Origin of the sequence: Neisseria chenwenguii (assembly GCF_002216145.1) — a bacterium.
Classification (GTDB): domain Bacteria; phylum Pseudomonadota; class Gammaproteobacteria; order Burkholderiales; family Neisseriaceae; genus Neisseria; species Neisseria chenwenguii.
In genome coordinates this window covers 2326974-2342870 of sequence record NZ_CP022278.1, presented here as the reverse complement: position 1 = coordinate 2342870, position 15897 = coordinate 2326974, and the positions used below count along the sequence as shown (strand labels likewise).

The following is a 15897-nucleotide window of genomic DNA, read 5'->3' as shown; positions in this document are numbered from 1 at the left end:
TGAATATGTTTATGTGCTGAACGATTGGTTTAAGTCGCCTTCTTATAAGGATACACTGGACTATATTCATTCTATGAACTGTCATTATCTGTTTAATGAAATTCCACTAAAATGGCTAGGATTACCTTACGAGTAATTTAATTTTCCAGACGGCCTGAAGTTAGAGAAAGGAACGAAAAATGACCAAACGCGAAGAATTGCTGGAACAGCAACGGCGACTGCATGTCATCTTTGAAGCGTGGATGAATGATAAAAAGCAACGCGAAGTGCTAACCTTTGAGCGTGAAAACGGTGATTTGGTTGAGCATTATCCGAATGGGGAAGAAAAAGTTATCCGTTATGCCGCACAATAATTTAGCCGTTTTTTATTGCGGCACGAACGGGGCTGGAAAGTCGACGCTTCGTTCATTTAATCAAGATACGGTGCAAATCGTGATTGATTCCGATAACATCGCGGCACAAATCAATCCTTCTGCGCCAAGACAGGCAGATTTTGAAGCCGGCAGAGAAGCTGTAAAATTGTTTCGGTTCGCTATAAATAACCGGATTTCTTTTTCTATGGAATCCACTTTATCGGGGAATTCCATTTTGCAGCGTATCCGGACAGCAAAGGTACAAGGCTTTTATGTCCGGCTGAATTATGTGGCGGTAAATCACGTTAGCATCAATTTGGCCCGTGTTGTGGCGAGGGTGAAATCGGGAGGGCATCCGATTGATGAAAATACCATCCGCCAACGCTATAAGGTCAGCCAAGCACATCTTTTAGAAGCTTTGCCGTTTTGCGATGAAGTTTTGGTTTACGATAATTCCACAGATAAACCGCATATGATTTTTTTCTTAAATGCAAAAAATCTGTTTCTCCTTACAGAAAAATTGCCTGAATGGTGCCGCAATCTGCAACAAGAATTACACCGATTAGGCTATATATCCGTTTAACAGTTTATTGTTTTGAAAGACCCCCTATGACCTGGGAAACCGTAATCGGACTGGAAATCCACGTCCAACTGAATACCAAATCCAAAATCTTCAGCGGTGCGTCCACCGCTTTCGGTGCCGAGCCGAACGCGCATGCCAGCGTGGTGGAGTGCGCCTTGCCGGGCGTGTTGCCTGTGATGAACCGCGAGGTGGTTGAAAAAGCGGTGAAACTCGGTTTGGCGATGAATGCCAAAATCAATCAGAAAAACGTGTTCGACCGCAAAAACTATTTTTACCCCGACCTGCCGAAAGGCTATCAAATCAGCCAGTTGGCCCTGCCGATTGTGGAGCACGGCAAGCTGGAAATCGTGGCGGGCGACGAGGTGAAAACCATCAACGTTACCCGCGCGCACATGGAAGAGGATGCGGGCAAATCGGTGCACGAGGGATTGGACGGCGCGACGGGCATCGACTTAAACCGCGCGGGCACACCGCTGTTGGAAGTGGTGTCCGAGCCGGAATTGCGTTCCGCCGCCGAGGCCGTGGCCTATGCCAAAGCCCTGCACGGGCTGGTCACTTGGCTGGACATTTGCGACGGCAATATGGCCGAGGGTTCGTTCCGCATCGATGCGAACGTGTCGGTGCGCCCCAAAGGCCAGTCTGAATTCGGCACGCGCCGCGAGATTAAGAACCTGAATTCGTTCCGCTTTTTGGAGCAGGCGATTAACTATGAAGTGGAAAGCCAGATTGAAATTCTGGAAGACGGCGGCAAGGTGCAGCAGGCGACCATGCTGTTCGACCCCGACAAGGGCGAAACCCGTGTGATGCGCCTGAAGGAAGACGCGCACGACTACCGCTACTTCCCCGACCCCGACCTGCTGCCTGTGATTATTTCAGACGGCCAGTTGCAGAAAGCCAAAGACGAAATGCCCGAACTGCCGTCTGAAATGGCGCAGCGTTTCGTGGCCGACTACGGCGTGAGCGAATACGACGCGCGCCTGCTGACCGCCAGCCGCGTTCAGGCCGCTTTCTTTGAAGACGCTGCCAAAGCCGGCGGACAAGGCAAACTGGTGGCGAACTGGATGAACGGCGAACTGGCCGCGACGCTGAACAAAGAAGGTTTAGGCCTGTCTGAAAGCCCGATTACCGCGCCGCGCCTGGCCGAACTGGTGGGCAAAATTTCAGACGGCACTTTGAGCAGCAAGCTGGCGAAAAAAGCCTTCGAAGCGATGTGGGCCGAACCCGAAGCGGGCATCACCGAGATTATCGAGAAACACGGTCTGGTACAGATTACCGACACCGGCGCAATCGAAGCGATGGTGGACGAAGTGCTGGCCGCCAACGCCAAAGCGGTGGAGCAGTTCAAAGCCGGCAACGAAAAAGCCCTGAACGCGATTGTCGGCCAAGTGATGAAGGCCAGCAAAGGCAAGGCCAATCCTGGGCAGGTGCAGGAGTTGATTAAAGCCAAGCTGACGTAGTCTGCCATTTTAAAGGCTGTACAAAAGGCCGTCTGAAAAAAACGTTTTGTATCCGCGTTTTTTCAGATAGCCTTTTTTCAATCGCAACCTCAATAAATGTTTTCAGACGGCATTCAACCGTAAGTTTTTTATTGTTGCAAAAATTTCAAGCCGATTGTTTATCCATAAAATAAGGCCGTCTGAAATTTTCAGACGGCCTTGTGCTTTCATGCTGTTTTTTATTTATAACATCTGCTGTTTATTTGAATTTACGCCCAAAAATCGCGCGGCGCATCGACAACGGGTTTCACAATGCCGGTGCGCACGGCGAAGTCGCCGAACCCTTCGTCTGCTTCGCGGCCTTTCGCCCAAGCAGCGATCCATTCGTTCAGAATCTCAAGGATTTCCGGCTCGGTAATGTTTTCTTTAAACAGACGCGGAATGCGTGTGCCTTGGCGGTTGCCCCCTGCATAGAGATTGTAGCGTCCGACGGCTTTGCCGACCAGACCGATTTCGGCGAGCATAGTGCGGCCGCAGCCGTTGGGGCAGCCGTTGACACGCAAAACGATATAATCGTCGCTTAAGCCGTTTTCGGCCATGATTTCATCGACTTTGTCGGAAAACGCGGGCAGGAAGCGCTCGGCTTCGGCCATCGCCAGCGGACAGGTTGGCAGGGCGACGCAGGCCATGCTGTTTTCGCGCTGCGGGGTTACTTTGTCGCTGATGAGGCCGTGGTCGCGGGCGATTTGCTCGATTTGGGCTTTTTGCGCTTCTGGTACGTTGGCTACAATCAGGTTTTGGTTGGCGGTAAGGCGGAAGTCGCCTTTGTGGATTTTGGCGATTTCGCGCATACCGGTTTTAAGAGGACGGCCGGGATAATCGAGCAGACGGCCGTTTTCGATAAACAGGGTCAGGTGCCAGCGGCCTTCTTCGCCTTGCACCCAGCCGATACGGTCGCCGCGTGAGGTGAATTGATACGGGCGGATCGACTCGAATTTGGCATCCATGCGTTTTTCGACTTCGTCGATGAAGACGTCCAAACCGACGCGTTCGATGGTGTAGCGGGTTTTGGCGTTTTTGCGGTCACTGCGGTTGCCCCAGTCGCGCTGGACGGAAACGACAGATGCGGCGCAGTCCAAAACTTTGTCCAAACCGATAAAGCCGAATTCGCGGGCGGTGTTGGGGTAGGTTTTGGTATTGCCGTGTTCCATCGACAAACCGCCGCCGACCAAGACGTTAAACCCGGCCAGTTTGCCGTTTTCGCCGATGGCGATGAAGTTCAAGTCGTTGGCATGCAGATCGACATCGTTATGCGGCGGAATGACGACGGTGGTTTTGAATTTGCGCGGCAGGTAGTTTTTGCCCAACACGGGCTCGGTGGCGTCGCCGCTTTTCACGGAATCGGCCAGCGGCGCGGTTACCAAATCGTCGGTGGAATGCAGTTTTTCGCCGTCGAGCCAGATTTCGGCGTAGGCACGGGTTTTCGGCAACAGGTGTTCGCTGATTTTTTTCGCCCACTCGTAGGCTTCTTTGTGCAGGCTGCTTTCGACGGGATTGCTGGTGCAGAGCACGTTACGGTTGACGTCGCCTGCGGTGGCGATGGAATCCAAGCCCAATTCGTTCAGCCATTGGTGCATGGGTTTGATGTTGTCTTTCAACACGCCGTGGAATTGGAAAGTCTGGCGGTTGGTCAGGCGGATGGAACCGTAAAGCGTACTCTCGCCCGCGAATTTGTCGATGCCCAGCCATTGCTCGGGCTTGATGATGCCGCCGGGCAAGCGGCAGCGCAGCATGACGTTTTTGAGGCTGTCGAGTTTCTGCTCGTTGCGCTCGGCACGGATGTCGCGGTTGTCCTGCTCATACATGCCGTGGAAACGGATAAGCTGGAAGTTGTCGCCGTTGAAACCGCCGGTCATGCCGTCTTTCAGATCTTCGGCGATGGTGCCGCGCAGGTGGTCGCTGTCGCCTTTGAGGCGTTCGTTGTCGGCAAGCGGCGCATCAGGCAGCTTTGCGCGTGGATCGGTCGTGGTCATGGGTGTTCCTTGCCTTATTTTGTTTGGCAATACTTTAACGAGGCCGTCTGAAAAGAGGAAAGAATGCTTGGTTGTAATCAAAGATGTTTTTGTTATATGAATCGGCAGGGGCGGTTGGCGGGTTTTCAGACGGCATTAGGTTTATTTTTCGCTCGGAGACTTGAGGCAGCTACCCCCTCTCGGGCCTTTATTCCGTCCGGGGAAATCCGCATATCTTTGCGTTATATCAATTTCAAAATAATCATTTTCGCGAGTTTTATTTATATAATAATGAAATCACTGTTTTTATCAAAATATACTTACGCTTATCCGACAAATGGAAAAAATGATGGACAAACGCATACTTCTCAACAGCCTGCTGTTCAGCCTTTCCCTGCCGCTTGCCGCTGCCGGCCATTCCCACTGGTCTTACAGCGGACATAAAAGTCCTGAATACTGGGGTGATTTGGATACTGCTTATACCGCCTGTAAAACAGGGCTGAACCAATCACCTGTCGATTTATCCCAACCTGCCGCCGTTACCGACAAATCAAGTCTGCAATACCGCCATGTCAGAACAGTTTACAAATTGGAAAACAACGGTCACACGCTGGAAGCCAAGCCCGAAGGAAAACCGCAGTTTATTATGCTGAACGGCAAAAAATTCCAATTCAAACAGTTTCACTTCCACACCCCGAGCGAACATACTTTCAAAGGAAAATATTTTCCAATGGAAGCACATTTCGTCCACCAAAACGAAAAAGGCGAACTGGCCGTATTGGGCGTGGTTTTCAAAGCAGGCAAAACCAATCCTGCACTGACACCGCTGACTGCCAAACTACTGAAAAGCGGCCAAGAAACCAAACTTGCCCAAGCATTGGACATCGGCAGCCTGTTTCCGAAAAATCCGCGCCACTTCCACCTGAACGGCTCGCTGACTACCCCGCCTTGCAGCGAGGGCGTCAACTGGATTGTGTTTGAGACTCCCGTCGAAGCAGGCAAAGCGCAGATTGAAGCCATGGAAAAAATCATCGGCCAGAAAAACAACCGCCCCATCCAGCCTTTAAATGCGCGGGTTGTGATTGAGGAAGAAAAATAGCAGCCCGCCGGTTATTGATGGCAATTATAAAAAGGCCGTCTGAAATTTTCAGACGGCCTCTTCTTCTACCTAACCTGCAAATCAAGCCTCAACGGGAATAATGCCGATTTTGGCCTGCCACTGTTTCGGGGCGATGGCGTGGACGGATTTGCCGTTGCTGTCCACCGCCACGGTTACGGGCATGTCTTTGACGGTAAATTCGTAAATCGCTTCCATGCCCAATTCAGGGAAGGCGACAACTTTGGCGTCTTTAATCGCTTTGGCGACGAGGTAAGCCGCGCCGCCGGTGGCCATCAGGTAAACCGATTGGTTATCGGCAATCGCTTCGCAGGTAGCCGCGCCGCGTTCGGATTTGCCGATGGAACCGAGCAGACCGGTTTGTTCGAGCATTTGGCGGGTGAATTTGTCCATGCGGGTGGCAGTGGTAGGGCCGGCGGGGCCGACGACTTCGTCGCGCACGGGATCGACGGGGCCGACGTAGTAAATCAGTTTGTTAGTGAAATCGACGGGCAGTTTTTCGCCTTTGTCGAGCATTTCGACCAAGCGCTTGTGCGCGGCATCACGGCCGGTGAGGATGGTGCCGTTGAGCAGCAGGACATCGCCCATTTTCCAAGTGGCGACTTCTTCTTTGGTCAGAGTATCGACGTTGACGCGTTTGCCGTTGTCGGGACTGTATGTGATGTCGGGCCAGTCTTCGATGGACGGCGGGGTCAGGTGTGCGGGGCCGCTGCCGTCGAGTTCGAATTCGACGTGGCGGGTAGCGGCGCAGTTGGGAATCATGGCCACGGGTTTGGACGCGGCGTGGGTCGGGTAGTCATAGATTTTGACGTCCAACACGGTAGTCAGACCGCCCAAGCCTTGTGCGCCGATGCCCAGCGCGTTGACTTTTTCAAACAGCTCTAAGCGCAGGGCTTCGATGGTGTTCAGTTCGGCGCCGGATTTGGCTTTTTCCTGCAATTCTTGGATGTCGATGTGTTCCATCAGGCTTTCTTTGGCCATCAGCGCGGCTTTTTCGGGCGTGCCGCCGATGCCGATGCCGAGAATGCCGGGCGGACACCAGCCCGCGCCCATGGTCGGCACGGTTTTCAACACCCAATCGACGATGCTGTCGGAAGGATTGAGCATGGCCATTTTGGTTTTGTTTTCCGAGCCGCCGCCTTTGGCTGCACAAATGACTTCGACTTTGTCGCCGGCCACGACTTCCATGTGGACGACGGCGGGGGTGTTGTCTTTGGTGTTGACGCGTTTGCCCGCCGGGTCGGCCAAAACGGAGGCACGCAATACGTTATCCGGATTGGTATAGGCGCGACGCACACCCTCGTTAACCATTTCCTGAACACTCATTTGCGCGTCCCATTGCACGTTCATACCGATTTTGAGGAACACTGTGGCGATGCCGGTATCCTGGCAAATCGGGCGCAAACCTTCGGCGCACATACGGCTGTTGACCAGAATCTGCGTCATCGCGTCTTTCGCCGCGGGGTTTTCTTCTTTTTCCCAAGCCTTAGTCAGGGCTTTGATGTAGTCAGTCGGGTGATAGTAGCTGATGAATTGGAATGCGTCGGCGATGCTTTGGATAAAATCCTCTTGCTTGATGACGGTCATGGTCGGTTCCTTTTTGGTAGTGGATAATTCGTAGGTAGTGCCGTTTTCAGACGGCCTTTTCGGAAGGAAAACTACAATCCGTTATTTTATGACTTTATAACGTTTTACTTTACAGGCCGTCTGAAAATGCTAAAAATTCTCAATATTATCCTGAATTCAAAAAGATTTTGTTTTCAGACGGCCTTAATCGCGGTTAGGCTGAACGCTACACAAATGTAAAAAAGATGTCATCTTTTTACTAACGGTTTTTGATAAACATCAAAATTTGGCGTTTTTCTGAAATTTTCCAACAGAAATACTTCTGCCCGTCAAAAAATATTTTTCCATTTTAAATTCAAGCAACTAAAATGAAAAACTGTCAAAACGCCAATGATATTGACTTGCAATGACTGCACAGTTTTCGTAAATTTTCCAATTTCATAAAATTATTTTTTCTTATAAAACATCAAACTAATTTTTCAGACGGCCTATTGCCCGCAAAAATTGTCCACAATCTTTTCAGACGGCATCCGCCCTGCCCCACCGTCAAAAATCCGCACAAACTCTGCTAAACTTTCAATATTGAGAAAACGCCGATTTATCAAGCAATTCCCGAGTGAATTACTCGGCTATAACGGCTGTCTATAACGGCTGTAATAAAAATACAAAAACCGGTTTCAAAACACAAATCCCCAAAATCCACAGGACACTGCCATGAGCAACAACCTCATCACTCTGACCATCGACGGGCACGAAGTCAAAGCCTCGCCCGATTCGACCATCATCCAAGCCTATGCCCGCGCCGGCAGCGCGCTGACCGCCAACGTCGGCTGCATGGGTCAAGGTGTTTGCGGTTCCTGCCGCTGCATGATCCGCAAAGATGGCGACCGCGAGGTAAGCACCGCGCTGGCCTGTGAAACCAAAGTCGAAAGCGGTATGCAGGTCAGTTTCATCGACTACTTCATTCCCGAACACATCCAATACTACGACGTCAGCGAAGTCGGCGACGGCTGGAACTGGCTGGACGACACTGCCAAATCCTTCCCCGAAGCGCAGCATTGTCGCCATTGCGGCGGCTGCAACAGAGCCTGTCCGAAAGATTTGGAAGTAGAAAACGGCGTGGCGCAGGTCGTTTCCGGCGATTTCAGCGCGGCGGCGACGACGTTCGACCAATGCGTGATGTGCAATCTTTGCACCCTATCCTGCCCCGAACACATCCGCCCCAACCACCTCGGCCTGTTTGCCCGCCGCATGAAAGCCGCGCGCACGCTGCGTCCGGTAGATTTGATGCGCCGCCTACGCGAAATCGACAGCGGCGAAATGAAAGTCGTCTATGAAGAGGAGGCTTTGTGATGAACCGCAAAATCAAAGGCATCGACTACGAAACCGCGCGCGAAAACCTGCGCAATTCCACCTTGGAAATGCGCACCGACCTGCCGCCCAAAGAAGAATTGCTGCACCGCTACCACCCCGATTATCAGGCGGACGCGCGCGTCAAACTGCCCATCGGCCCCAATGCGGGCGACTACTGCCACCCCGATTTAGCCAAACTGCTGACCAGCCATCCGCTGATTGACGACTACGATTTATCCGGTGCCGAACATCTGAACACCGACGTTTTGGTGATTGGCGGCGGCGGTGCGGGCACGGCTGCCGCGCTGACCGCAACCGAAGCGGGGGCGAGCGTGATTATGGCCAACAAACTGCGCATCGGCGACAGCAACACCGTTATGGCCGAAGGCGGCATTCAGGCGGCAGTCGGCGCGGAAGACAGTTTGCAGCAGCATTTCGACGACACCGTTAAAGGCGGCCACAACGCTGCGAAAAAAGAGCTGGTAGCGCAGATGGTAACGGACGCCCCTTCCGCCATCCGCTGGTTGATCGGCTTGGGTATGAGTTTCGATTTGGCCAAAGGCGAAGGCAACGACGGCCATCTGAACCGCAAACGCGCGGGCGGTACGACCGTTCCCCGCATTTTGAGCTACCGCGACTTCACCGGCCTCGAAATGATGCGCGTGTTGCGCGAAGCGGTCGAATTGGACGAAAACATTACCCAACTCAACCGCCATCCAGCAATCGAATTATTATCCGACGAACACAACCGCTGCGTCGGCGCGATTCTCTATGATTTGGAAAAACGCTCTTTGGTGTTGGTACACGCCAAAGCCGTGGTATTGGCAACCGGCGGTTCAGGCCGTCTGCACTTGCAGGGCTTCGCCACGTCCAACCACTACGGCGCCACCGCCGACGGCTTGGTGATGGCCTACCGCATCGGTGTCAAACTGCGCGATATGGATTCGTTCCAATACCATCCGACCGGCGTCGCACACCCGCCGCACTTGGCCGGCGCGCTGATTTCCGAAGCCGTACGCTCGGCAGGCACCAAACTGATCAACGGCTTGGGCGAACGCTTCGTTGACGAACTTCAACCGCGCGACGTTGTAGCCGCCGCCATTTTGCGCGAAGTGGCCGAAGGCCGCGGCGTGGTGCGCGACGGACAGGTCGGCGTGTTCCTCGACACCCCGCGCCTGATTGAAAACGACCCTGAAGTATTGAACCGCCTGGTGACGCTCGGCCACGTCGCCCACAAATGCGGTGTCGATCCCGCCGTCGACCCCGTGATTATCCATCCCACCCTTCACTACCAAAACGGCGGCATGGAAATCAATAAAGACGGTTCGACTTCCGTACCCGGGCTTTATGCGGCAGGCGAAGTGACCGGCGGCATCCACGGTCGCAACCGCCTGATGGGCAACGCGCTGCTCGACATTATCAGCTTCGGCCGCCGCGCAGGCAAAGCCGCTGCCGAATGCGGTCTGCCGCTGAAAAAAGTACGCGGCGGCGTGGATCACGTCCACAATCTGCAACGCGAAATGACCCGCGCCGGCTTGACCAGCGAAGTTAAAGCCCCGATACTCTATCCCGATTACAGCCCGTTCGATCTCCGCGAACACGCAGGCCTGTTGGAGACCCATCATGAATAAAGCAAACCAAAACCTCTTACACCCTTCCCGCCTCGTCGGCGCGGATTTGGCCGCGTGGCGCAAAGCCGGCGGCGGCGAAGGGCTGCTGGCCGCACTGAAAGACCCTGAAAACATCGTTGCCAAACTGCAAGAAGCCAACCTTTGCGGCATGGGCGGCGCCGGTTTTCCGACCTGGCGCAAATGGGAAGCCGCCGTTGCCGCGCAAAGCAAACACGGCGACAAATACGTCGTCTGCAACGCCAACGAAGACGAACCGGGTACATTTAAAGACCGTTTTTTATTGGAAAAAACCCCGCATCAGGTTATCGAAGGCGTATTGATCGCCGCCGTCGCCTGCCGCGCCAACAAAGCCGTTCTCTACGTCAATCCGCACCAAACCGAATCGCTTGCCGCGCTCAAACCCGCCATTGAGCAATGGAAAAAAAGCGACCTCTACATCCGTATCGAAAACTACTTGGGCAAACCGCTGGATTTGCAACTGGTAGAATCTTCCGGCCGCTACATCGGCGGCGAAGAAACCGCCGTGATTTCATGGCTGGACGGCGGTTTTCCGTTTCCCCGCCGCAAACCGCCGTTTCCCGCAGAAAGCGGCGTAGCCGGCGAACCGACCCTGTTGAACAACACCGAAACTTTTGCCAATATTCCGCAAATTCTCGCCAAAGGCGCAGAATGGTATAAAAGCCTCGGTTTGGACGATGCCGCCGGCACCAAGCTCTACTCGCTCTCCGGCGACGTGTTAAACCCCGGCCTCTACGAACTGCCTATGGGCACCACCCTGCAAGAGCTGATTTATGTACACGGCGGAGGTATGCTCGAAGGCCGCACATTTAAAGCCGTATTTACCGGCGGCCCCTCGAATACGCTTCTGACCGCCAAAGACTTAGACGTCCCGCTCGACTTCGTTTCCGTGCGCGAACGCAAATCCAGCTTGGGTACGGGCGCGATGATCGTGATTTCCGAGGGCACCAGCGTCGTGCGCAAAGTTTCCGAATATGTGGAATTTTTCGCCGCCAATTCCTGCGGCCAATGCCCACCCTGCAAAGGCGGCACCTACCAACTTTCGCGCCTGCTGAACCGCGTCGATACCGGCATCGGCACCAGCGACGATTTGCGTGCACTGCAAAGCCTCTGCCAGCTTCTGCCCCGCAGCGGCCGCTGCGGCCTGATAGACGGCGCGGTAACGGTGTTGCAAAGTTCGCTGCGCACCTTCCCCGAAGAATACGGCCTGCCGGCAGCGGAAGAGCAGCAGTAAAGGTTTTTCAGACGGCCTGAGATGCGGAAATTCCTGAAGGCCGTCTGAAACGCTTCGACTGTGCTCAGTACAAGCACTTCGATGGTTGGTGGGCGTAGTAGAACCACTACGCTCAAAGTAAAAACTTTCACGGACGTCATTCCCGCGCAGGCGGGAATCTATGTTTGATGTTCTGAACCTGTGTTAAAACAAAATATTGCCTGTTTTTAACCGTAGATTCCCGCCTGCGCAGGAATGACGTCGGTAGGGGAATTAACCGTTTCAGACGGCGGCATTCAAACTATCCGTTTTTATTTTGCAGGGCTCTCATGCCGTCTGAACGCTTCGATTGCGCCACGACCGACTTTCAAACTGCCGTAGAGCATTTGCCCACCCTGCAAAATATTTTCAGACGACCTACCCCAAAAAGGCCGTCTGAAAACCGTTTTTTCTACTATCTCATTAGGAGACAACACATGGGCTTCAAGCCAATTCCCGCTGCCGTCGCACTTGCGCTGACGCTGCTTATCTGGTTCGCCATTCCCGTGCCCGAGGGCGTATCGCCCGATGCATGGCATCTTTTGGCGCTGTTTGTCGGCATTATCGCCGGCATCATCGGCAAAGCCATGCCCATCGGCGCAATGGCGATTCTGGCCATCACTCTTGTCGCCTTTACCGGCGTCACCAGCGGCAAACCTGCGCAAGCCACTAAAGACGCGCTGAGCAGTCTCAACAACTCGCTCATCTGGATGATCGGTATCGCCATCATGATTTCGCGCGGCCTGCTGAAAACAGGTTTGGGTATGCGCATCGGCTACCTGCTGATTTCCCTGTTCGGCAAACGCACGCTCGGCGTGGGTTACAGCCTCGCACTGGCCGACCTCTTCATCGCGCCCGTTACCCCGTCGAATACCGCTCGCGGCGGCGCGATTGTGCACCCCATTATGAAATCCATCGCCCTGAGTTTCGATTCCGACCCCGAAAAAGGCACGGAAGGCAAAATCGGCAAATACCTCGCGCTGGTCAACTACCACGCCAATATCATCAGCTGCTGCATCTTCGTTACCGCCACCGCCCCCAACCCGCTGGTGGTCGAGCTGGTCGCCAAAGCCACCAATTCCAGCATCCACCTCTCTTGGGGAACATGGTTTGCCGCCATGGTCGTACCCGGACTGGTTGCCATGATTCTGATGCCGCTGGTGCTGTATGTCCTCTACAAACCCGAAATCACCCAAACTCCCAACGCCACTTCATTGGCCAAAGAACAGCTTCAAGCCATGGGGCCGATGAAGCGTGACGAAAAAATCATGCTCGGCATTTTCCTGCTGTTGCTGCTGCTGTGGGCAGGCGTACCCGAAATGCTGTTCGGCCTCAAAGTCGATGCCACCGCCACTACATTCCTCGGCCTTGCCCTCTGCCTGCTTACCGGCGTTCTGACTTGGGACGATGCCCTGAAAGAAAAAGGTGCGTGGGACACCATCGTCTGGTTCGCCGCATTGGTCATGATGGCCAACTTCCTGAATAAATTAGGCTTAATCGCCTGGCTCTCCGACTACCTCCAAACCGGCATCAGCCACATGGGCTTAAGCTGGGAAGCCGGATGCGCACTGCTCATGCTCGCCTACCTCTATTCGCACTATATGTTTGCCAGCGGTACCGCCCACGTTACCGCCATGTTCGGCGCATTCTACGGCGCAGGCCTCGCACTCGGCGCCCCGCCCATGCTCTTCGCCCTCGTCATGGCCGCCGCCACCGGCATCATGATGTCGCTGACCCACTACGCCTCCGGCTCCTCGCCCGTGATTTACGGTTCCAACTACGTCACCATGCAGGAATGGTGGAAAGCCGGCTTCATCATGAGCGTATTGGAAATCCTGATTTTCGGCACCATCGGCATTTTGTGGTGGAAAGTCTTGGGTTACTGGTAAACCGTTAAACAGATAAAGCAACACAATAAAAGGCCGTCTGAAAACAGTTTTTCTGTTTTCAGACGGCCTTTGTTATATAGTGAAATAAAATAATAAAGATACAAGGCGGCAAGGCGCAGACAGTACAGGTAATACGGGACAGATGAACTTGGCGCTTCGGCGCCTTAGTGAATCGTTCTCTTTGAGCTCAGCCGCTGCCAACAAAGTAGATTTTTTATTTTAATTCACTATAAAATAGCCGTATCTGTTTCCCCCGCACGCAAACTACCGTGAAAATCCTGATTCTCGGCAGCGGCCAAGTCGGTTCCACCGTTGCCCAAAACCTCGCCGCCATTCCCGCCAACGATGTGAGCATCATCGACATCGACGAAAAAGCCCTGCAACAGCTCGGCAGCCGTTTGGACGTGCAAACCATCGTCGGCAACGGTGCCTCACCGTTTGTGCTGCAACAGGCCGGCGCGGCCGATGCGGATTTGCTGCTCGCGCTGACCCGCAGCGACGAAACCAATATCGTCGCCTGCAAAATCGCCGCCGACCTCTTCAATATTCCCAGCCGCATCGCCCGCGTGCGTTCCAGCGAATACATAGAATACCTCCACCCCACCGAAGACAATCCCGAAGCCACCAGCCTCGACGTTTTCGGCATCACAGAAAACATCAGCCCCGAGCAGCTCGTGACCCAGCAGCTTGTCGGCCTGTTGAGCCACACCAGCTCCCTGCAGGTATTGAGTTTTGCCGACGAACGGGTGCGCATGGTGATTGTTCAGGCGCGCAAAGGCGGTTTGCTGGTCAACAAAGAAATTTCGCAGATCAACAGCCACCTGCCCGACGGCGTCGATTGCCAAATCTGCGCGATTTACCGCAACAACCGCCTGATCGTCCCCTCTTCCAAAACAGTGATTATCGAAGGAGACGAAGTCTTTTTCCTCGCCAGCCGCGACAATGTTTCCGTCATCATGCGCGAACTGCGTCCGCAGGAAGCCCGCAGCCGCCGCATCATGATCGGCGGCGGCGGCAACATCGGCTACCGGCTGGCCAAACAGCTCGAAAGCCAATACGACCTCAAAATCATCGAACACAGCCCCACCCGCGCCGCGTGGCTTTCCGAAAACCTCGACAGTACACTGGTGTTGCAAGGTTCGGCTACCGACGAATCGCTGCTCAACGAAGAATACATCGACGAAATCGACGTTTACTGCGCCCTGACCAACGACGACGAAAACAACATCATGTCCGGCCTGTTGGCCAAAAACCTCGGTGCCAAGCGCGTGATTGCCATCGTCAACCGTTCCAGTTACGTCGATCTGCTCGAAGGCAACAAAATCGACATCGTCGTCTCACCCCACATGGCCACCATCGGCTCGATCCTCGCCCACATCCGCCGCGGCGACATCGCCGCCGTCCACCCACTGCGGCGCGGCACCGCCGAAGCCATTGAAGTCATCGTCCATGGCGACAAACGCACCTCCGCCATCGTCGGCCGCCGCATCAAAGACATCCAATGGCCGGAAGGCTGCCACTTCGCCGCCTTAGTGCGCGGCGAAGAAGTGATTATGGGACACCACGATGCCACTGTTTTGGAAGACGGTGACCATGTCATCTTCTTCGTCGCCCGCCGCCGCGTCTTGCGCGAATTGGAAAAACTGATTCAGGTCAGAATGGGTTTTTTCGGGTAAACGGCGTTTCAGGCCGTCTGAAAAACTCAAAACATACAACCGCAGGCTGGGCTTCAGCCCAGCGAACCCTCTGGAATATTTTTTAATTTGCTGGGCTGAAGCCCAGCCTGCGGCCTAAAAGTCCGCAAGCAAACACCGTAACAAACTTTTAAACCCCAACCTTTCAGACAGCCTCAACAACCATCAAAGGCCGTCTGAAAAAACCGCACACCCCGTCTCTTTTCAGACGGCCACCCCCTAAAAAAACCTCTTAATAAGGCAAACCACCATGTTCCGCACCGTCCTCGCCGCCGCCGTTCTCGCCGCGCTTGCTCTGCCCGCCGCCGCCGAACCGCTCAATTACAACATCGTCGAATTTTCCGAAAGCGCCGGCACAGAAGTCGCCCGCGACACCATGGCCGCCCAATTCCAAATCCGCGCCGAAGGCAAAGACCGCAGCGCCGTCAGCACTGCGTTTACCAAAAAGTTCAACAATTTCAACAGAAAAACCAAAGGCAGCGCCTTCAAAACCGAGCTCCTCAGCCGCCGCGCCTCGCCGCGCTACCAATACAGCAACGGCAAGCAAACCCAAACCGGTTGGGAAGAAAACGCCGAATTCAAAGTCGAAAGCCAAGACTTTGCCGCCCTCAACCGCCTGATTGCGGAAACCCAAAACGACGCCAACGTCGAACACACCTATTTCAGCGTGTCGAAGAAAAAACGCGAAGACGCCATCGACGAAGTGAGCAAAGCCGCGATTGTTCGTTTCAAAGAACGCGCCCAAACCATCGCCCGAACCATGGGTTTTTCCCACTACAAAATTGTCAAACTCAGCCTCGGCCACATCGGCAGCCGCAGCATCGGCCATGAAAGCGGTATGGCGCTGAAAATGGCGCGCGCCATGCCGATGGCGGAATCCGCCGCCGCGCCCGTCGATACTGCCCCCTCCGGCGTAGAAGAAATCAGCATCACCGTATCCGGCTCGATTCAGATGTAAGGCGAAAAGGCCGTCTGAAAACGGGCAAACGCATT

At 54.2% G+C, this 15897-nt stretch carries 12 protein-coding genes; 10 read left to right on the top strand and 2 right to left on the bottom strand.

From position 1 onward, the window contains the following. The first annotated feature begins 179 nt into the window (after nt 1-179). The 3 genes from BG910_RS12630 to gatB are packed head-to-tail and all read left to right on the top strand — an operon-like array spanning nt 180 to nt 2393. Nucleotides 180-353, top strand: a complete 174-nt coding sequence (locus BG910_RS12630) for a hypothetical protein (RefSeq protein WP_198344801.1) — start codon at nt 180-182, stop codon at nt 351-353. Further along, nucleotides 340-936 carry a zeta toxin family protein gene (locus BG910_RS11330; protein ID WP_089036935.1) on the top strand — a complete coding sequence of 199 codons (597 nt, stop codon included), beginning with the start codon at nt 340-342 and terminating at the stop codon, nt 934-936. Before BG910_RS12630 ends, BG910_RS11330 begins: the two co-directional genes overlap by 14 nt. A 26-nt stretch (nt 937-962) precedes the next feature. Continuing rightward, complete coding sequence (gatB, locus tag BG910_RS11325) at nt 963-2393, top strand: Asp-tRNA(Asn)/Glu-tRNA(Gln) amidotransferase subunit GatB (RefSeq protein WP_089036934.1); 1431 nt, start codon at nt 963-965, stop codon at nt 2391-2393. Between the two features lie 248 nt (nt 2394-2641). Here the strand turns inward: gatB and cysI are convergent, their stop codons facing one another. Further along, a complete protein-coding gene (gene cysI, locus BG910_RS11320; protein WP_089036933.1) occupies nt 2642-4405 on the bottom strand; it encodes an assimilatory sulfite reductase (NADPH) hemoprotein subunit in 1764 nt (587 codons plus the stop codon). A 325-nt stretch (nt 4406-4730) separates the two neighbouring features. On the opposite strand from cysI, the gene BG910_RS11315 reads away from it, so the two are divergent. Further along, nucleotides 4731-5483, top strand: a complete 753-nt coding sequence (locus tag BG910_RS11315) for a carbonic anhydrase (protein ID WP_089037254.1) — start codon at nt 4731-4733, stop codon at nt 5481-5483. A gap of 81 nt (nt 5484-5564) precedes the next feature. Here the strand turns inward: BG910_RS11315 and BG910_RS11310 are convergent, their stop codons facing one another. Further along, nucleotides 5565-7088, bottom strand: coding sequence for a fumarate hydratase (locus BG910_RS11310; RefSeq protein WP_089036932.1), 1524 nt, complete (start codon nt 7086-7088; stop codon nt 5565-5567). Nucleotides 7089-7781: 693 nt separating this feature from the next. Here BG910_RS11310 and BG910_RS11305 point away from each other — a divergent pair. The 6 genes from BG910_RS11305 to BG910_RS11280 all read left to right on the top strand — a co-directional run bounded on the left by BG910_RS11305 (nt 7782) and on the right by BG910_RS11280 (nt 15862). Beyond that, entirely contained in the window at nt 7782-8420 is a 639-nt protein-coding gene (locus BG910_RS11305) for a 2Fe-2S iron-sulfur cluster-binding protein (protein ID WP_089036931.1), read from the top strand. Then, a complete protein-coding gene (locus BG910_RS11300; protein ID WP_089036930.1) occupies nt 8420-10051 on the top strand; it encodes an FAD-binding protein in 1632 nt (543 codons plus the stop codon). Before BG910_RS11305 ends, BG910_RS11300 begins: the two co-directional genes overlap by 1 nt. After that, nucleotides 10044-11303, top strand: a complete 1260-nt coding sequence (locus BG910_RS11295) for a complex I 51 kDa subunit family protein (protein ID WP_089036929.1) — start codon at nt 10044-10046, stop codon at nt 11301-11303. The genes BG910_RS11300 and BG910_RS11295 overlap by 8 nt, the downstream gene beginning before the upstream one ends. Before the next feature lie 455 nt (nt 11304-11758). After that, nucleotides 11759-13210, top strand: coding sequence for a DASS family sodium-coupled anion symporter (locus BG910_RS11290; RefSeq protein WP_089036928.1), 1452 nt, complete (start codon nt 11759-11761; stop codon nt 13208-13210). Between the two features lie 269 nt (nt 13211-13479). After that, nucleotides 13480-14886 (top strand): Trk system potassium transporter TrkA, encoded by a 1407-nt coding sequence (trkA, locus tag BG910_RS11285; protein WP_089036927.1) that lies wholly within the window; start codon nt 13480-13482, stop codon nt 14884-14886. Between the two features lie 268 nt (nt 14887-15154). Then, nucleotides 15155-15862, top strand: coding sequence for an SIMPL domain-containing protein (locus BG910_RS11280; RefSeq protein ID WP_089036926.1), 708 nt, complete (start codon nt 15155-15157; stop codon nt 15860-15862). The last annotated feature ends 35 nt before the right edge of the window (nt 15863-15897 follow it).